The sequence below is a fragment of the Burkholderia sp. AW33-5 genome, assembly GCF_053427615.1.
Window position 1 is genome coordinate 350,480 of sequence record NZ_JBSAXA010000001.1, and the last position, 19,029, is coordinate 369,508.

Annotated in this window: 15 protein-coding genes; 9 read left to right on the forward strand and 6 right to left on the reverse strand. The window is 68.4% G+C overall.

The features are described from left to right. Positions 1–62 precede the first annotated feature (62 nt). Both ACV22V_RS01675 and pdeR read left to right on the forward strand, forming a co-directional pair. Positions 63–3,701: a hydantoinase B/oxoprolinase family protein gene (locus ACV22V_RS01675; RefSeq protein WP_448012812.1), complete on the forward strand. Its 3,639-nt coding sequence runs from the start codon at positions 63–65 to the stop codon at positions 3,699–3,701. 680 nt (positions 3,702–4,381) lie between these two features. Further along, the gene (gene pdeR, locus ACV22V_RS01680) at positions 4,382–6,385 is read left to right on the forward strand and encodes a cyclic di-GMP phosphodiesterase (RefSeq protein ID WP_059690348.1); all 2,004 of its coding nucleotides are present in this window, start codon (positions 4,382–4,384) and stop codon (positions 6,383–6,385) included. A 51-nt stretch (positions 6,386–6,436) separates the two neighbouring features. Here the strand turns inward: pdeR and ACV22V_RS01685 are convergent, their stop codons facing one another. Then, positions 6,437–7,300, reverse strand: coding sequence for a crotonase/enoyl-CoA hydratase family protein (locus ACV22V_RS01685; protein ID WP_059532133.1), 864 nt, complete (start codon positions 7,298–7,300; stop codon positions 6,437–6,439). A 462-nt stretch (positions 7,301–7,762) separates the two neighbouring features. Here ACV22V_RS01685 and ACV22V_RS01690 point away from each other — a divergent pair, with 462 nt between their 5' ends. Further along, complete coding sequence (locus ACV22V_RS01690; RefSeq protein WP_448012813.1) at positions 7,763–9,733, forward strand: APC family permease; 1,971 nt, start codon at positions 7,763–7,765, stop codon at positions 9,731–9,733. Positions 9,734–9,775: 42 nt separating this feature from the next. On the opposite strand, the gene ACV22V_RS01695 is transcribed toward ACV22V_RS01690, so the two are convergent. Further along, positions 9,776–9,934 (reverse strand): hypothetical protein, encoded by a 159-nt coding sequence (locus ACV22V_RS01695; protein WP_179949142.1) that lies wholly within the window; start codon positions 9,932–9,934, stop codon positions 9,776–9,778. Positions 9,935–10,188: 254 nt separating this feature from the next. Here ACV22V_RS01695 and ACV22V_RS01700 point away from each other — a divergent pair, with 254 nt between their 5' ends. Both ACV22V_RS01700 and ACV22V_RS01705 read left to right on the forward strand, forming a co-directional pair. Then, positions 10,189–12,075, forward strand: coding sequence for a DUF3857 domain-containing transglutaminase family protein (locus tag ACV22V_RS01700; RefSeq protein ID WP_448013009.1), 1,887 nt, complete (start codon positions 10,189–10,191; stop codon positions 12,073–12,075). A gap of 56 nt (positions 12,076–12,131) precedes the next feature. Then, entirely contained in the window at positions 12,132–12,299 is a 168-nt protein-coding gene (locus ACV22V_RS01705) for a hypothetical protein (RefSeq protein WP_448012814.1), read from the forward strand. Between the two features lie 93 nt (positions 12,300–12,392). On the opposite strand, the gene ACV22V_RS01710 is transcribed toward ACV22V_RS01705, so the two are convergent. Beyond that, entirely contained in the window at positions 12,393–13,427 is a 1,035-nt protein-coding gene (locus ACV22V_RS01710) for an AraC family transcriptional regulator (RefSeq protein ID WP_448012815.1), read from the reverse strand. 70 nt (positions 13,428–13,497) lie between these two features. Between ACV22V_RS01710 and ACV22V_RS01715 the strand changes: the two genes are divergently transcribed. Next, entirely contained in the window at positions 13,498–14,709 is a 1,212-nt protein-coding gene (locus ACV22V_RS01715; protein WP_223962963.1) for an MFS transporter, read from the forward strand. A gap of 148 nt (positions 14,710–14,857) precedes the next feature. Here ACV22V_RS01715 and ACV22V_RS01720 read toward each other — a convergent pair whose 3' ends face one another. After that, complete coding sequence (locus ACV22V_RS01720; RefSeq protein WP_448012816.1) at positions 14,858–15,625, reverse strand: isocitrate lyase/PEP mutase family protein; 768 nt, start codon at positions 15,623–15,625, stop codon at positions 14,858–14,860. Next, entirely contained in the window at positions 15,612–16,667 is a 1,056-nt protein-coding gene (locus ACV22V_RS01725; RefSeq protein WP_448012817.1) for a saccharopine dehydrogenase family protein, read from the reverse strand. Before ACV22V_RS01725 ends, ACV22V_RS01720 begins: the two co-directional genes overlap by 14 nt. A gap of 118 nt (positions 16,668–16,785) precedes the next feature. Here ACV22V_RS01725 and ACV22V_RS01730 point away from each other — a divergent pair, with 118 nt between their 5' ends. Then, a complete protein-coding gene (locus ACV22V_RS01730; RefSeq protein ID WP_059702824.1) occupies positions 16,786–17,379 on the forward strand; it encodes a TetR/AcrR family transcriptional regulator in 594 nt (197 codons plus the stop codon). Between the two features lie 18 nt (positions 17,380–17,397). On the opposite strand, the gene ACV22V_RS01735 is transcribed toward ACV22V_RS01730, so the two are convergent. Continuing rightward, a complete protein-coding gene (locus ACV22V_RS01735) occupies positions 17,398–17,865 on the reverse strand; it encodes a MarR family winged helix-turn-helix transcriptional regulator (RefSeq protein WP_223962971.1) in 468 nt (155 codons plus the stop codon). Positions 17,866–17,947: 82 nt separating this feature from the next. Here ACV22V_RS01735 and ACV22V_RS01740 point away from each other — a divergent pair, with 82 nt between their 5' ends. After that, positions 17,948–18,316, forward strand: coding sequence for a hypothetical protein (locus ACV22V_RS01740; protein ID WP_448012818.1), 369 nt, complete (start codon positions 17,948–17,950; stop codon positions 18,314–18,316). Between the two features lie 95 nt (positions 18,317–18,411). Beyond that, complete coding sequence (locus ACV22V_RS01745) at positions 18,412–19,029, forward strand: glutathione S-transferase family protein (protein ID WP_059690341.1); 618 nt, start codon at positions 18,412–18,414, stop codon at positions 19,027–19,029.

Here is a 19,029-nt window from a genome sequence, read left to right on the forward strand (position 1 = left end):
CGCGACGCGCGCCGTGCGGCGGCGCTCGTCCTTCGCTTCAACGACGCATCGAGTTCATCGCCATGACTGACCGACATACCTCCCCCGTTTCCTCCGACGCCGCGCGCTGGCAATTCTGGATCGACCGCGGCGGCACCTTCACCGACATCGTCGCGCGCCGGCCCGACGGCTCGCTCGTCACGCACAAGCTGCTGTCGGAGAATCCCGAGCAGTATCGCGATGCGGCCGTGGCCGGCATCCGCCATCTGCTCGGTCTCGCCGACGGCGAGCCGATCACGCCCGAACGCGTCGACATGGTGAAGATGGGCACGACGGTCGCGACCAACGCGCTGCTCGAACGCAAGGGCGAACGCACCGCGCTCGCGACGACGCGCGGCTTTCGCGACGTGCTGCGCATCGCATACCAGAACCGCCCGCGCCTGTTCGACCTCGACATCGTGCTGCCCGATGCGCTGTACGAGACCGTCGTCGAAATCGACGAGCGGGTCGGTGCGCACGGCGACATCGTCGTGCCGCTCGACGTGCAACGCGCGGAAGCAGCGTTGCGCCGCGTATTCGACTCGGGTGTGCAGGCGCTGGCCATCGTGCTGATCCACGGCTATCGCTACACTGCGCACGAACGTGCGCTGGCGGACCTCGCGCGCCGGATCGGCTTCACGCAGGTGTCGGTGTCGCACGAGGTGTCGCCGCTGATGAAGATGGTGTCGCGCGGCGACACGACCGTGGTCGACGCGTACCTGTCGCCGATCCTGCGCCGCTACGTCGAGCAGGTCGCGCACGAGATGCCCGGCGTGAACCTGCAGTTCATGCAGAGCAGCGGCGGCCTGACGCGCGCCGATGCGTTCCAGGGCAAGGACGCGATCCTGTCCGGCCCGGCCGGCGGCATCGTCGGAATGGTGCGCGCCGCGCGCGCGGCCGGCTTCGAGCGCGTGATCGGCTTCGACATGGGCGGCACGTCGACCGACGTATCGCACTACAACGGCGAATTCGAGCGCGTGTTCGAGACGCAGGTGGCCGGCGTGCGGATGCGCGCGCCGATGATGAGCATCCACACGGTCGCGGCCGGCGGCGGCTCGGTGCTCGGCTTCGACGGCGCGCGGCTGCGCGTCGGGCCCGAATCGGCCGGCGCGAACCCGGGGCCGGCCGCATATCGGCGCGGCGGCCCGCTGACGGTGACCGACTGCAACGTGATGCTCGGCAAGATCCAGCCCGATCACTTCCCGCGCGTATTCGGCCCGCACGCGGACGAACCGCTCGACCGCGACGGCGTGGCCGCGAAGTTCGCGGCGCTCGCCGACGAGATCCACGCGGCGACCGGGCGGCGCGACACGCCCGAGGCGCTGGCCGAAGGGTTCCTGGAAATCGCGATCGGCAGCATGGCGAACGCGATCAAGAAGATCTCGGTGCAGCGCGGCCACGACGTGTCGCGCTACGTGCTGACGACGTTCGGCGGCGCGGGCGGCCAGCACGCGTGCGGCGTGGCCGACGCGCTCGGGATGACGCAGGTGTTCGCGCATCCGCTCGCGGGCGTGCTGTCCGCCTACGGGATGGGGCTTGCCGACCAGACCGCGATGCGCGAGCGCGCGGTGGAGGCCGTGTTGTCCGACGAATCGTTGCCGGCGCTGAATGCCGCGCTCGACCGGCTGACCGACGAGGCGGTCGGCGCGCTGCTCGAACAGGGTGTGCCGCCGGCGCGCATCGCGACCGAGCGGCGCGTGCACCTGCGCTATCAGGGCACGGATTCCGCGCTCGACGTGCCGGCCGGCAGCGTCGCGGCGATGCAGCAGGCGTTCGAAACCGCGTACCGGCAACGCTACGCGTTTCTGATGCCCGGCACGCCGCTGGTCGCCGAACTCGCATCGGTCGAGGCGATCGGCCGCTCCGATGCACCGGTCGAAATCGCACCGCTCGAGCCGCGCGACGAGGGCGCGGCGCCGCACGCGCACAGCGCCGTGCGTTTCTATTCGGGTGGCGAATGGCACGACGCGGCGCTGTACGTGCGCGACACGTTGCTCGCCGGCGACGCGATCGACGGCCCCGCGATCGTCGCGGAGAAGAACGGCACGACCGTCGTCGAACCCGGCTGGCGCGCGCGGATGACCGCGCAGGGCAACCTCGTGCTGACGCGCACCACGCCGTTGCCGACGCGCCGCTCGCTCGGCACCGACGCCGACCCGGTACGGCTCGAGATCTTCAACAACCTGTTCATGTCGATCGCCGAGCAGATGGGGCTGCGGCTGCAGAACACCGCGTATTCGGTCAACATCAAGGAGCGGCTCGACTTCTCGTGCGCGATCTTCGACGGCCACGGCAACCTGATCGCGAACGCGCCGCACATGCCCGTGCACCTGGGCTCGATGGGCGAGAGCATCCGCACGGTGATCGAGCGCAACCGCGGCCGCATGCGCGACGGCGACGTGTTCATGCTGAACGATCCGTATCACGGCGGCACGCACCTGCCGGACGTGACCGTCATCACGCCGGTGTTCGCGGACGGCTCGGACACGCCGCTGTTCTACGTCGGCTCGCGCGGTCACCACGCGGACATCGGCGGCACCACGCCGGGCTCGATGCCGCCCGATTCGACGCACATCGACGAGGAGGGCGTGCTGATCGACAACTGGCAGCTCGTGTCGGCGGGCGTGTTGCGCGATGCCGACACACGCGCGCTGCTCGCATCGGGCCGCTATCCGGCGCGCAACGTCGAGCAGAACATGGCCGACCTGCGCGCGCAGATCGCGGCGAACCAGAAGGGCGTCGACGAACTGCGGCGGATGGTCGAGCAGTTCGGCCGCGACGTCGTGCTCGCGTTCATGCGACACGTGCAGGACAACGCGGAAGAGGCGGTGCGGCGCGTGATCGGTGCGCTGCAGGACGGCGCGTACCGCTATCCGCTCGACAACGGCGCGGAGATTCGCGTCGCGATCCGCGTCGACCGCGCGGCGCGCCGTGCGGAGATCGACTTCACCGGCACGTCCGCGCAGCTCGACAACAACTTCAACGCGCCGAAGGCCGTCTGCATGGCCGCGGTGCTGTACGTGTTCCGTACGCTGGTCGGCGACGACATCCCGTTGAACGCCGGCTGCCTGAAGCCGCTGACGGTGATCGTGCCGGCGCGCTCGATGCTGAACCCCGAGTATCCGGCGGCGGTCGTGTCGGGCAACGTCGAGACGTCGTCGGCGATCACCAACGCGCTGTACGGCGCGCTCGGCTGCGTCGCATCGAGCCAGGGAACGATGAACAACTTCACGTTCGGCAACGATCGCTACCAGTACTACGAGACCATCGCCGGCGGCAGCGGCGCGGGCGACGGTTTCGCGGGCGTCGGCGCGGTGCAGACGCACATGACGAACTCGCGGCTGACCGATCCGGAGGTGCTCGAATGGCGCTACCCGGTGCGGCTCGACTCGCATCGGCTGCGCGCGGGTTCAGGCGGCGGCGGGCGCTGGCGCGGCGGCGACGGCGCGGTGCGGCGGATCCGCTTCCTCGAGCCGATGACCGCGTCGATCCTGTCGAACAATCGGATCCATGCGCCGTTCGGCGCGGCGGGCGGCGAGGCCGGCGCGCTCGGCCGCAACACGATCGAGCGGGCGGACGGCACGGTCGAGACGCTCGAGCACGTCGGCCGCGCGCAGATGGCGCCGGGCGACGTGTTCGTCGTCGAAACGCCGGGCGGCGGCGGTTACGGCGCGGCGGGCTGAGCGGCGCGACGCTACGCAATGCAACGCGCGGAAGCGGTGCGGCGGCGTGCCCGCCGGACGGTTTTTGCGCGTCGCGGCCGGATCATCGCACCGGTTCCATCAGATGCCGCCGCAATGCCTGCGCGACGCAGCGATATATTCGCGTGCACTAATTAGCCCGATATTGCGGCGAGTATGGGAATAAAGTCGTGCATTCCGGCGTGAATGGAAATGGAAATTCCCCATTCCGTGTGTTGCTCAATACGATCCGACCCCGCCATAAATTCGACGGGGGCAGATCGCTGCCGGGCATCGTCGATTCCCGCAAACGCCCGCCTGGCAAGGCACACCGTCGAATCCGCCGGCTCCGCTCAGGGCCGCTGCACGCGCCCACGTGCGCGCCGCCAATCACGAAAAATCCTCCGTGCCAATCGAGTTGCGATTCCTTGACACTCCGTTCTAAATGTGAGTGCCAATCCGCTTCGTCATTTGATAAGATGGCTTCCATCATTCGCTTGGAAACCTGCGCGCGACATGCGCGAACGCCGGTTCGCATTGGTTGGAAACAAGTACGGAACGAGGGCCGCTGGCACAGTCATCACGACTGCCCCGCCGGGTACGCGCGCAGCGCGCCCGGGGATCGGCGGCGGCCGGCTCGGCTCCGTCTACACTGTGCGTTTTTTCTGGATCGGGGCGTGTCCATGGATGACGAAAACGATAGCGCCGTGCTCGAAGCGCATCTCGGTACGCGTAGCCCATGCTGGCGTCTCGGCAGCGACAGCAATGCACTCGAACTGGCCGCCGTTCGCGGCCTGACCAATGTCGCGGTGGCACTGACCAGCGAGCAGGCCGCGCGGATCCGCGCGCTCACCGGCGTCACGTCGCACCTCGTGCTCGAACTCGCGCTGTTCGGCGATCCGGTCAGCCTCCATCTGGTCGGCAGGAAGGTCGATACCGCCAATTGGGCCGGCACGGCCTCCGCCTATTCCGATACCGCCTCCGTCGCGAGCGACCTCGCGCACGGGCTCGCATTCGCCGAGCAGGTCGTGTCCGAAGTGAATTCGCTCGTCGTGATCCTCGACCGCAACGGCATGGTGCAGCGCTTCAACCGTCTGTGCGAGGAAGTGACGGGCAAGCGCGAGGTCGACGTGATCGGCCGCAGCGCGTTCGAGCTGTTCATGAGCCCCGAGCAGGGCGCGCAGTCGCGCACCAACATCACCGGCTTTTTCGCGAGCAACCGTTCGTTCGCGGTCGAGCGCTACATCAACACGGTCAACGGCCCGCGCCTGTTCCAGTTCCGCAACAAGTTCGTGCAGAGCGGCAGCGGCGTCGACGAGCAGTTCCTGATCTGCTCGGGCATCGACGTCACCGAGGAGCGCAACGCGCAGCAGCGGCTCACCGAGCTCGCGAATACCGACGTGTTGACCGGCTTGCCGAACCGTCACGCCATCAGCGAGCGCATCCGTGTCGCGCTGGCCGCGGACCGCACCGACGTGCGCGGCCAGGTCGGCATCCTGTTCCTCGATCTCGACAACTTCAAGCGCGTCAACGACCACTACGGGCACATCACCGGCGACCGTCTGCTGCAGGACGTGTCCGCGGTCATCGGCGGCTGCCTGCCGTCCGGCGCGACGCTCGCGCGGCTCGGCGGCGACGAATTCCTGGTGCTGTTCGAACACGGCACGCGGCCGCTGCTCGAGGCGACCGCGCAGATCATCCTCGAGCGGCTGCGTACGCCGATCCACCTCGGGCTGGTGGAGGTCTACACGAGCTGCTCGATCGGCATCGCGATGTATCCGCAGCATGGCGATTCGCTCGAAACGCTGATCCGCAGCGCCGACACCGCGATGTACGTCGCGAAGGAAGAGGGCAAGCATACGTACCGCGTGTTCTCGCTGGAGATGAACCAGAAGGTCGCGAAGTACATGTGGCTCGACACGAACCTGCGCAAGGCGCTCGAGGACGAGCAGTTCGTGCTGCATTACCAGCCGGTCATCGACATTGCGACCGGCGACGTGCACAGCGTCGAGGCGCTGATCCGCTGGCAGTCGCCGGATCGCGGAATCGTCGCGCCGATCGAGTTCATCCGTTTCGCGGAGGAGTCGGGGCTGATCGCGCCGCTCGGCCGCTGGGTGATGCGCACCGCGGCCGCGCAGGCCGCCGCGTGGAAAGCGAAGGGGCTCGGCGTGCGGATCGCGGTGAACGTGTCGGCGCGGCAGTTGCAGGACATGAACATCGTCGACCAGTTCGCGACGATTCTCGACGGCGCGGGGCTGAAGCCGAGCCTCGTCGACATCGAGCTCACCGAAAGCAGCTTCATCGAGGACGAGGAATCGGCGCACGAGCTGATGAAGCAGTTCCGCCAGCTCGGCGCGGAGATTCACCTCGACGATTTCGGCACCGGCTATTCGTCGCTGTCGCAACTGTCGCGGCTGCCGCTCGATTCGATCAAGCTCGATCGCACCTTCATCACGGGCATCGACCGCAACCCGCGCTCGCAGGCGCTGGTGCGCTCGGTCGTGTCGCTCGCGAAGGCGCTGAGTTTCTCGGTGGTCGCCGAAGGCGTCGAGACGCACGCGGAAGCCGAATTCCTGAAGCAGATCAACGTCGATCACGCGCAAGGGTTCTACTTCGCGCGGCCGATGCCGGCCCAGGCGTTCGAGGCCTGGCTCGCGGAAACGAGAAAGCTCAGGCTGATCGCCTGAGCCCCACCGCATGACGGGCGCCGCCGGTTTCGCGGCGGCGCTTCGCTCACATCACACCGTGCGCAGCTTCGACACGCGCCGGTTCTGCAGCATCACCAGACGTTCCATGTACGCGAGATCCTTCGGCTCGATCGTGAACGCCGCGTGAACCCATTGCTCGGTGATGTCCATCAGCTCGGAGCGCGTGAGATGGAACACGCGTTCGCGTGCGCGCAGCATCGCGCGGATGCCGTTCAGCTTCGGCTTCATCACGTCGATGAAGGTGCGCGTCGCGAGATACGCGTCGCCCGCGTCGAACGTCTGGTCGACCAGACCGCGATCCTCGTACCACTCGGCCGCGTGCGGCTCGCCGGACGAGATCAGCGATTCCGCGAGCCCTCGGTCCGCCTTGCGCGCGACCAGCGAATAGCCGCCCATGCCCGGGAACAGGTTGAACGCGATCTCGGGAAAGCCGAGTTTCACGCCCTTCTGCGCGAGCATGTAGTGGTGCGCGAGGGCGGCCTCGAAGCCGCCGCCCAGCGCGCTGCCCTCGACCATCGCGATCGAGATCGCCCCGGTGCCGAAGCCGGTGTAGATCTCGAACACGCCGTCGATGCACGAGCGCGCGTAGGCCATCAGCTGGTCGCGGCGGCCGCTTCGGATCGCGTCGACGAAGAAGCTCAGGTCGCCGCCGACGTTGAACAGCTCGGGGACGAGCGAGCCCGTCACCCAGAAGTCGAACGGCAGGCCCGAGTCGCGTGCGACGCGCGCGAGATGGATGATGTCGGTGACGAGTTGCTGGTTGAAGCACGGCCGCGGCTCCGATCGCAGCATCATCCACATGACGTTGCGGCCTTCTTCGTAGAACGCGGTCAGTTGCGTGAGTTCGCCTGCTTCGTAAAACGGACGGCACGCCGGATGGGATTGGAGTTGCATGGTATGTCCTCGTGAGATGTGGTTTTCAAGAACCGCCGTGGCCGGCGTCGTGGAAACCTGCTCCCGGACGGCGCCGGCCGCGAGGCACCGCCATTGTTGCGCGCGCACAGAAGCCGAATTGCGCAGAAAAGCGCATGAACGGGACGCGAGCGGGCAGCGCGTTCGGTGCGGATCGGGCTGACCATGCGAACGATGCGAATGACGCGATCGAGGTGATCGCTCGGCGGGAGGACGGCGATGAGGAAGGCCGGGAAGAGGCCCGCGTCCGGGTGTGCGGAGGCGGTGAGGGCGGTCGGTGCGTACGCGGCCCGTGGGGCGGCGCGACATGCCGGTCGCTTACGCGTTGAAAGCGGCGCGGTGCCGTCGGTCGCGTCTCATGGAATGTGCGGACTGGTGCGGCGGCCGGGCGTCGGCTAGCTTTAGAGGATGACGCCGCTGCGCCGGGGCTTCCGGGAGGGGACCATGACCGCATTCCAGAAGATGTGGCAGCTCGTGATCGGAAAGCCGCTGGACCCTCTCGATCCGCGCACGCGCCATGCGATCGCCGTGACGCCGTTGCTGGCCTGGGTCGGGCTCGGCGCCGACGGGTTGTCGTCGTCGTGCTACGGCCCGGAAGAGGCGTTCCTCGCGCTCGCGCACCACACGCCGCTCGCGCTGTTTCTTGCGCTCGCGACCGCGGCGACCGTGTTCATCATCGCGCTCGGCTACAACCAGGTGATCGAGCTGTTCCCGACCGGCGGCGGCGGCTATCGCGTCGCGACGTCGCTGCTCGGATCGAAGCCGGGGCTCGTCTCGGGTGCCGCGCTGCTGGTCGACTACGTGCTGACCGTCGCGACGTCGCTCGCGAGCGGCGTCGACGCGTTCTTCAGCCTGCTGCCGGTGAGTGCGCAGGTGTTCAAGCTCACGACCGAGATCGTGCTGATCCTGCTGATGACGGGGCTCAATTTCCGCGGGATGCGCGAATCGATCATGGTGCTGCTGCCGATCTTCATCGGCTTCGTTGTCCTGCATTTCGGGCTGATCGTGTATGGCGTCGCCGTGCATGGCAGCAACCTCGCGACGATCGTGCCCGATGCGGTGCACGAGGCGCACGGGATGTCGCAGTCGCTCGGCGTGTTCGTGATGCTCGCGTTGCTGATGCGCGCGTTCTCGCTCGGCGGCGGCACCTATACGGGCCTCGAGGCCGTGTCGAACAACGTGAACATGCTCGCCGATCCGCGCGTGCCGAACGGCAAGGTGACGATGTGGTACATGTCGACGTCGCTCGCGTTCACGGCCGGCGGCATCATCCTGCTGTACATGCTGTGGCACGCGCGGCCCGTCGAAGGCGAGACGCTCAACGCGGTCGTGTTCGGCAGCGTGATCGACCACCTCGGGCTCGGCTCGGCGTTCGCGCGGCATGCGCTGCTCGCGGCCGTGCTCGCGTTCGAGGCCGGGCTGCTGATGGTCGGCGCGCAGACGGGCTTTCTCGACGGCCCGGCCGTGCTGTCGAACATGGCGTCGGATTCCTGGGTGCCGCGCCATTTCCGCGACCTGTCGACGCGCCTCGTGCGGCAGAACGGCATCATCGTGGTCGGCCTGTCGAGTCTGCTGATCCTGCTGTGGACGCACGGCAGCGTCGACGTGCTCGTCGTGCTGTACAGCATCAACGTGTTCCTCACGTTCAGCATGTCGCTGCTCGGGCTATGCACGTATTGGTGGCGCCATCGCAGCGAGCGCGGCTGGATCAAGCATTTCTTCCTGTCCGCGCTCGGGTTGACCGTGACGGCGACCGTGCTCGTCATTACGCTGGTCGAGAAGTTCACGGCCGGCGGCTGGCTCACGGTGCTCGTGACGAGCGCGGTGATCGCGCTGTGCTTCATGATCAACCGCCACTACGCGTATACGCGCGCGCAGCTCGCGAAGGAGGACGCGCTGTTCTCGGGGGCGCCGCCGGAAGTCGACGAAGCTACCGCGCCCGGCAAGCCCGATCCATCGCAACCGACGGCCGTGCTGCTGGTCGGCAAGCATCGCGGCGCGAGCATGCACGCGCTGCTGTGGGTCAACCGGCTGTTTCCCGGGCATTTCCGCAACGTGATCTTCCTCGCGGTCGGTGAGGTCGATGCGAAGGCGTACGACGGGCACGAACATCTCGAACGGCTGCGTCACTCGATCACCGAAGCGCTCGAATACTACGTCGCACACTGTCGCCGCAACGGCATCGCCGCCGACTATCGGATCGCGTTCGGCACGAATCCCGTCGTGGAATTCATGAACCTCGCGTCGTCGACGCTCGATGACTATCCGAACGCCGTGTGCTTCGCGAGCAAGCTGATTTTCCGACGCGTGAATTTCCTGACCGCGTGGTTGCACAACCAGACGCCGGTCGAGTTGCAGGCGCGCCTGCATGTCGAGGGCAAGCAGATGGTGCTGCTGCCGATGAACGTCGGGTAGCGGCGGCGCGGAAAGCGCGTGCGCGACTGCCGGCGGCAGCCGTCAGGGTTGATGATGTCGATGCGGTCGGTTGGGCCGCCGCAGCGGCGGATGATGGAATTTGGCCCTCAGCCGGTCGCGCCCCGGACGCTTGATGAAGAACAGCACGGCGAGCGCGACGAACGCCAGCAGCACGACGACTTCCACGATCCCGGTTTCCATGGTGCCTCCTCGTCGCGAGCGGGCGATCCATCGCCGTCGTTCGGCGATCGGGCGGGTGCCGGCGGCCGCACGCGATGACGCTTCCATGTCTCATTGTAGGTCGGTGCGCACCGGCTTGACGCGTGCGGATGCGACGCCCACACTGGCTCGACACGAGCGTGGCGTGGTCGCGCGTACGCGCTGCGCGACCGTGCTGTCCGTGAACCGCGACGAGGTGCGATGTGGTGCGCTTTTCTGCCGGCCTGGCCGGCTGGATGCTGGCATGTGCCGCCGCGTTCGGCGCATCGAACGCCGGCGGTGCGACGCCGGGCGCGGGGCCAACCGTGGACGGAGCGAACGACGTGGCCGACGAAGCGCCCGTCACGCTCGTCAGCGATGTCCACGAATTCGTGATCCAGCACGACGGTTCGCTCGACGAGCACGACGATTCGACATTGCGCGCGAACAACGCGAACGGTATCGACGAGGTCGCGCAGCGTTACGTGTGGTTCGACAAGAATCTGGAGAAGGTCGACCTGCTCGCGGCCGAGACGATCGATCGCGACGGCGTCGCGCATCCGGTCGGCCCCGACGGCATCCGCGACGTCCAGGAGCCGCGCTCGGCCGGTGCGCCGACGTTTCAGGACGGGTTGCTGCGCACCGTCGTGTTTCCGGGCGTCGAGGCCGGCTCGGGCACGCGCATCGCGTTCCGCAAGTCGCGCACGAGGCCGGTCAACGCGGGTTACTTCGGCTACTACGTCGAGCCGTCGCGCGAGCCGGTGGAGCACCAGCGGCTGATCTTCGACGTGCCGGCCGACATGACGCTGCACGCGGACGCGCGCGGCTACGTCGCGCTGCCGCCGGTGACCGCGAACGGCCGCACGCGCTACGAATTCGACTACCGGCACGGCCCGTACGAGCGCATCGAGAGCGGTGCGGTCGGTTATCCGACCTACGGCGACCGGCTCGTGGTGTCCACGCTGCCCGACTATGCGGCGTTCGCCGCGCGCTACCGCAACGCGGCCGTCGACCCGGGCGCGAACGATCCGGCCGTCGTGCAGCTCGCACGCGCGCTCACCGCCGACGCCACCGATCCGCACGACAAGGCGCGCATCCTGTACGACTGGGTGCAGGCGAACGTGCGCTACGTCGCGCTCTTTCTCGGCGAGACGGCCGCCGCGCCGCATCGCGTGACCGACATCCTGCGCAACCGCTACGGCGACTGCAAGGACCACGTCGCGCTGTTCGGCGCGTTGCTCGCGGCGATCGGCATCCGCAGCGAACCGGTGCTGATCAATCTCGGCTCCGTGTACACGCTGCCGTCGGTGCCCGGTTACGGCGGCGGCGCGATCAATCACGCGATCACGTGGCTGCCCGATCTCGGCCTCTACGCCGATACCACGACGGCCGGCATTGCGTTCGGCTACCTGCCGCCGATCGTGATGGATCGGCCGGCTTTGCTCGTCGACACCGGCGTGCTGTCGCGCACGCCCGCCATGCAGCCGAAGCGTCGCACCGCGCGCGTGGCGATCGATGCCGCGCAACCGGGCGCCTCGGGGTTTCACGCGCTCGTCGAGGACGACGGCTGGACCGCCGAGCTCGAACGCACGCTGTTTCGCCGCGCGGCGCCCGACCGCATCCGGCAGCTCGCGAACGAACGCCTGCGGCAAAGCGGACTGCGCGGCCACGCGCGGATCACGACGAGCGATCGCCGCGCGACCGGCGGCCCGTTCGACGTGACGTATGCCGGCACGCTCGATCACGTCGTGTGGCCGGACGGCACGACCGCCGTGCCCGTGCTGTCGAGCGTCACGGGCGGCATCGCGACACAGGTCGAAGGCTGGCTGGCCGAACCCGCGCGCACGCAGCCGTGGACGTGCATCGGCGGCAGTTTCGAGGAGACCGGCCAGATCACGCTGCCGGCCGACGTCGCGGTGACCGACCTGCCCGCCGATGCGGCCGTGCACGACCGCTTCGTCGACTTCGCGTCGCATTACGTATTCGATGCGGCCACGCGGGTCGTGCAGGTCACGCGGCGGATGAAGGCCGAATTCGGCCGCCAGGTCTGCACGCCCGACGAGTTCACGGCGCTGCGTGCGTCGCTCGAACGCATCGAACGCGACACGCAGGCGCAGATCGTCGTGCGGGCGAAAGGGCATTGAGCGGGGAGGGGGATTGAGCGCGTCGCCGCCATCGGCCGACGCACGGGAGGAACATCATGACGGAACGGGAACACGAGATCGCGGACCTGGCGAAGGAATTGCTGGGCCGGATCGTGCAGGGCGCGATGACGCACGGCGAGCCGGTGGATGCGCAACAGTGCGCGGCACTGGCCGTGGAGTGCGCGACGGCGCTGGTGGACAAGCTCGACGCGCACAGCGGTTGAGCTCGAGCGTCACGGGCGACGGCGGATCGAGCGATGCCGGCATGACTCGGCAGGCGTTCGCTTGGCCACGCGCTGCACGCGAAGCGTTACACGTCACACGTCGGCGTGCGTGTCGCCTTCGGCACGCACCGCACCCGGTGGCTTGCCGACCACGCGCTTGAACGCGCGGCTGAACGCCGCGAGCGATCCGTAGCCGAGCCGGTATGCCACCGCTTCGATCGTCTCGCCCTCGCGTGCGATCCACTGCGCGGCGAGCCGCATCCGCAGCTCGGTCAGGTAACGCACCGGCGTCATCCCGGTGGCCGCGAGAAAGCGCTCGGCGAATACCGAGCGCGACACGCCCGCTTCGGCGGCGAGTTCCGCGACGCTCCAGTTGCGCCCCGGATCGCGATGCAGCGCGACGATCGCGCGACCGAGCTTCGGCTCGCGCAGCGCCTGCACCCAGCCCGTCGCGTCGCCGCATCCGCATTCGACCCAGCCGCGCACGATGAACGCGGCGACCACGTCCGCGAGCCGCGCGAGGATGCCCGCGAAGCCCGCGCGTTCGGAGCACGATTCGCGTTCCATCGCGTCGAGCATCGGACGTATTTCCGGGTAGCGCGCGAGCAGCGTGCCGACGTGCATGAATTCCGGCATCGTCCCGACAAGCGGCTGCATGCCGCCGAGATCGAGCTCCATGCACGCGCTGAAGATCAGCGCGTCGCCGGCGGCCGGCTCCGTCGCGGCGCACGACGTCGCGCCCACCGACGCGACCGTGTCGCAGATCTTCGCGACCTCGAACCCGCCGATCTCGCGGCACGGCGCATCCGGATCGGACACCAGCGCGTGCGTGCGGCCGTGCGGCAGCAGGATCGCGTCGCCCGCTTCGAGGCGCATCGTCGTGCCGTCCGCGTCGCGCAGCAGCACGGGCCCGCGCCCGACGAAATGGAACTGCGCGCGGCCCGGCGCATGGCCGAAACTCAGCCCGAACGGCCGCGGCACCTGGATGCGGCGATACTGCACGCCGCTCAGGCGCATCCCCAGCAGCAGCTCGCTGACGAGGTCGTGCACGTCGGGGACGGGAGGAAGCAGGGGCTCGGACATCGCGAAATTCGGACGATCGATCAACAAGAACGGATTGTATGTCATAGACCGTCCTGCCGTTGCTCCTTACGATACGTCGTCATCAGTATTTTCCCTATACGACCCGGAACGACGCATGAATCCAGGAATCTCCTCTGCCGCCACCACGGCGGCCCCCCGCGAGCCGGCCTGGGGCGCCGTCTTCGCGATGACGCTGGGCGTGTTCGGTCTCGTCACCGCCGAATTCCTGCCCGCGAGCCTGCTCACGCCGATGGCCGACAGCCTCGGCGTGACCGAAGGCGTGGCCGGCCAAGCCGTCACGGCCACCGCGACGGTGGCGCTCGTCACGAGCCTGCTGATCTCGGCGCTGACGCGCACGATCGACCGCCGACGCGTGCTGCTTGCGTTTTCGGTGCTGCTCGTCGCGTCCAATCTCGCGGTCGCGTTCGCGCCCAACCTGACGACGCTGCTGATCGGCCGCGTCGTGCTCGGCGTCGCGCTCGGCGGCTTCTGGACGATGGCGACCGCCACCGCGATGCGGCTCGTGCCGACCGCGATGGTGCCGCGCGCGCTGTCGATCATCTTCAGCGGCGTGGCGGTCGCGACGATCGCGTCCGCGCCGATGGGCAGTTATTTCGGGCACCTGATCGGCTGGCGCAACGTGTTCCTGGTCGCGGCCGGACTCGGCGGTCTCGCGTTCGCGTCGCAGGTGATGACGCTGCCGTCGATGCCGCCGAGCGGCACGACGCGGCTGCGCACGCTCGTCGACGTGCTGCGCCGGCCGACCGTCGGCCTCGGGATGTTCGCGACGATCCTCGTGTTCACCGGGCATTTCGCGTTCTTCACGTATCTGCGGCCGTTCCTCGAACAGGTCGCGGGCGTCGGCGTGAACGGGCTGTCGGCGATCCTGCTCGGCTACGGGATCGCGAACTTCGTCGGCACGTCGCTCGCGGGCCGCGTGCTCGAGCATCGACTGCGGCCGATGCTGATCGGGATGCCCGCGCTGATGGTCGTGCTCGGCGTCGCGCTCGTCGCGCTCGGCCGTGCACCGATGATCGACGCGGTGCTCGTCGCGTTGTGGGGGATGGCGTTCGGCGGCGTGCCGGTCGCATGGTCGACGTGGGTCACGCGCACCGTGCCCGACGAGGCCGAAAGCGCGGGCGGGCTGATCGTCGCGGCGATTCAGCTCGCGATCGCGACGGGCGCGGCGGCAGGCGGCGTCGTGTTCGACGCGAACGGTGCGGGCGGCGTGTTCCTGGGCGCGGCCGCGGTGCTGGCCGTGGCGGTCGCGACGATCGTGACCGGCGTGCCGAAGCGGGTGGGCGTGGCGCCGGCGCTGGCCGAGTGAGGTGCATGCGGGCCGATCGACGCGAGCGTGGATCAGCCTGCCGTTCGGATCGTCGAGAAACCGGCGTGTCCGGATGAAGTGACCCGCGCGGGCACGCTGCTTGTTGCGGCGCGCCCGCGGTTTGCTTCATGCGACGTTCTGCGGCCGATCAGCCGCCTTGCCTGACCACCGCCGCAAGTGCCTTCATCGCCTGCAGGTAAGGGTACGGCCCGTGGCTGATGCGCGCGACGCCGTATGACGCGAGTTCGGCCAGCGTCGGCGTTTGCGCGACGCGCATGATGTTCACGGGCAGCGGCGACGCGGCCGTCAGCGCGCGAATCAGCGCCGGCGACTGCAGGCCCGGCACGAACAGGCCGTCGGCGCCGGCCGCCGCGTACGCATGCGCGCGCGTCAGCACATCGTCGAGCAAACGCTCGTCGTGCGTATCGGCTGCGGCCTTGAAGAACACGTCGGTGCGCGCGTTGATGAAGTAGCCGATCTCCGCGCGGTCGGCCGCCTGCCGCGCCGCCGCGAGACGCGCCGCCGCAGCGTCGACGGTGCGCAGCTCGCCCGTCGCCGGAAAACTATCCTCGAGATTGCAGCCGATCGCGCCGGCCTCGATGCTGCGCGCGATCGTGTCCGCGACATCCTCCAGCCGCTCGCCATACCCGCTTTCGAGATCGACGGTGACGGGCAGGTCGGTCGCCTGCGCGATCCGCGCGAGCACTTCCATCACGAGCGCTTTCGGCATCTGCTCGCCGTCGACGAAACCGTTGGCCGCCGCGACCGACCAGCTGCCGGTCGCCAGCGCGACGCCGCCCGCGTCGGCCACCGCGCGCGCGCTGCCGGCGTCCCACACGTTGAACAACGCGAGCGGCTGGCCCGCGCGGTGAAGCGAACGGAAATACGCGGCTTTCTCCTTGCTATTGCGGCTCATGCTCGTTCCTCCGGTTGAAATTCCGATCGGTGTTCTTATCGAACGATACGGCGACCGTGTCGAGCGCCGCGAGGAAATCGCGTGCGTCGAACAGTTCGCCGAGGCTGCGCACGCCGCCCGACGTCAACGCGTTGCCGCTCAGCAAGCGGACCGTCGCCTCGACGATGATCGGTGCGCTGACCGCATAGATGTCGCGTCCCGACGCGGTCGCGCGATGCGTGCTGCCGTTCTGCACGACGACCACGTCCATCGCGAATTGCTGCGCGGAGCGGCCGAGCGTGTCGACCGGCCGCGGCGGCGGCGCGCCGGCATCGCGCACGTCGCGCAGCGCGCGCGTCGCGAGCCAGGACTCGATCGTATCGATGCGCAGATGACGCGCGAGTGTCATCACTTCCGAAAACGGCAGCAGCGTGACGTCGACGTCGCCGAGCGGCGACGGGAACGGCCACCTGCGTTCACGTGGCGTCGACGGCACCGCGGTCGGCTTGCCGTCCTTCCGGATCAACCGGATCGCATGATTGCGCTCGCCGGTCACGCGCGTGCCGCGCGTCGGATGCCAGCTGTCGAGGCCGGTCGCGACGTCGACGCGCTCGATCGGCTCGCGTGGTTCGACGATCGCCGTGACGAGCAGATCGGCCAGGCCGCCGTAGAACGCGGCGGCCGGCACGAGCGTCACGCCGGCGGCGCGTGCCCGGGTGTCGCGCTGGTCGGTCAGCGCCTGGACCGACGGTTGCTCGGCCGTCAGGTCGAGATACGGGACGCCTGCCCGCAACGCCGCATCGGCGAGCGGCAGCGCGGTATCGAGGTACGGGCCCGCGCAATTGATCACCGCGTGCGCGCCGCGCAACGCGGCGTCGAGCGCGGCTGGATCATCGACCGAGGCGACGCGCCACGGCGGCGCGTCGGGGCCGCCTTGCGCGAGGCGCGCGGCATCGCGCCCGATGCGGATCGCGCCGAGGCCGCGCCGTTCCAGCTCGGCCACGACGAACCGCCCCGTGTGACCCGTGGCGCCATACACCGCAACCGTCATTCGATCGTCCATGATCAGCTCCGATACAGATCGGTCTGTTTTATAGTACAGACCTGTAGCGTCGTCAACTTCCGGGTGCTATCATCGGACGCACTTTCGCGGGACAGGCGGCCTAGGCGGCCGGGCTTGGATGAAAAAGGGAACGGACACGAACGGGAGCGCGCCCGATACGCGCGAACGCATTCTGCAAACGGCGAGCGCGCTGTTCTACCAGGAAGGGACGCGGGCGGTCGGCGTGGACCTGATCGTCGCGCGGGCGGGCGTCGCGAAGACGAGCCTGTATCGGCACTTCGCGACGAAGGACGACCTGATCGAGGCGTTCCTGCTGCGCGAGGATGCGGACTTCTGGGCGCACTGGGACGCGGTGGCCGCGCAGTACCGGCGCACGCCGCGCGAGGAACTGGATGCGCAGCTGCAGTGGATCGGCGAGCGCATCGAGCGCCCCGGTTATCGCGGCTGTCCGCAGATCAACATCGCCGCCGAGTACGCGGACGGCAATCATCCGGCCCGCAAGGTCGCCGTCGCGCACAAGCAGGAATTGCGGCGCCGGCTGACGGAGCTGGCCAGCGCGATGCGGATCGACGAACCGGAAACCTACGCGCTGCGGCTCGCGACCGTCATCGACGGCGCGCTCAGCAGCGGGCAGGCGCTGCACGCGCACGGGCCCGTGCGCTTCCTGCAGGAGTTCGCGCAACTGCTGATGCCGAAGAAGGCGCGGAAGTGACGCGCATGGCGCGCCGCGTCAGCCGCGCGTAGCCGGATCCTCCGACAGCGCGCGCAACTGCCCGCGCAGCACATCGACTTCACCCGCCGCGAACGGCCGTTCGATCTCGGCGTGCGTTTGCTGCCACAGCGGGAACGCTTCGGCCAGCAACCGATGGCCGGCCGGCGTGAGTTGGAGCAGGCGGCTGCGCTTGTCGTCCGGATCCTGCGTGATCGTGAGCAGCCCGCGCCGCTCGAGCGGCTTGAGCGCGGCGGTCAGCGTGGTGCGGTCCATCGCGAGCAATGACGCGACCGATTTCATCGCGGCCGGCTGCGGCCGGTTCAGCGACATCAACAGCGAAAACTGGCCGTTGGTGAGATCCAGCGGACGCAGCACATCGTCGAAGATGCGCGCGAGATTGCGCGCCGCGCGCTGCATGTGCAGGCACAGACAGCAATCGCGCACCATCAACGTCGTTTCGAAAGGGAGCTCTTCTTTGCGTGCCATGTTGCAATTGTGTTGATATCAACCTATTGTGTCAAGGACGAGGAGCGGCAGCCCGTCGTTCCCGCCATCGGACGGAGGAAGCATGGGTGCGCAACAGCAGTTGTATCTCGCGGTATTCCTCGGCAGCAAGGACAGCCCGGCCATGAAGGCGTGGATGGCGCTGCCCGAGGACGAGCGGCGTGCGCGGGAGCGCGAGGGGATCGCCGCATGGCACGCGTGGGTCGACCGGCATCGCGATGCGATCGTCGAGCTCGGCGGGCCGCTCGGCAAGACCAAGACCATCGGCAAGGGCGGCGTGACGGACACCGCCAATGCGATGAGCGGCTTCACGGTCGTGCGCGCCGCATCGCACGACGCGGCCGCCGCGCTGTTCGAAGGCCATCCGCATTTCACGCTGTTCCCGGGCGACGCGATCGACGTGATGCCCGTGCTCGCGGTGCCGGGCATGTGAGCGGCGACAGGCGCTGCGTGCGCGGTCGTCGCGGCCGATGGGCCGTCGCCCGTGCGCGGCGATTTTTCCCCGACATTATCGATGGAGACATTGCGATGAAGCTTTACGGATTCGCCGGCACGCGCTCGCAACGCGCGCTCTGGGGGCTCAAGGAACTGGACGCGGATTTCGAGTTCGTGTCGGTCAACCTGCTCGAGGGCGAGCACAAGCGGCCCGAATTCCTGCGCCTCAATCCGGCCGGCAAGGTGCCCGTGCTCGTGGACGGCGACCTCGTGATTCCCGAGTCGGCCGCGATCGTGCTGTATCTCGCGGACAAGTATCCGGAGAAGGCGCTGCTGCCCGTCGATCTGGCGCTGCGCGCGCAGGCGTATCGGTGGGTGATGTTCGCGGTGACGGAGCTTGAACAGCCGCTGTGGCGGATTACGCGCCATTCGTTCATCTATCCGCCGGAAAAGCGCTCGCCGGCCGATATCGAGCTGGCTCGCGAGGATTTCGCGACGATGGCCGCGATCCTCGAAAAGCATCTCGAAGGGCGCGAATTCATCGTCGGCGACTCGTTGACGGTGGCCGATTGCGTGACGGTCTACCTGATCGACTGGGCGAGCGAATGCCACCTGATCGAACCGTTTCCGCAATTGCGCGCGTATCTCGAGCGGCTTTATGCGCGACCGAAGGCGCCGCAACGGATCGCGGACGCGCGCAAGGCGGCGTGA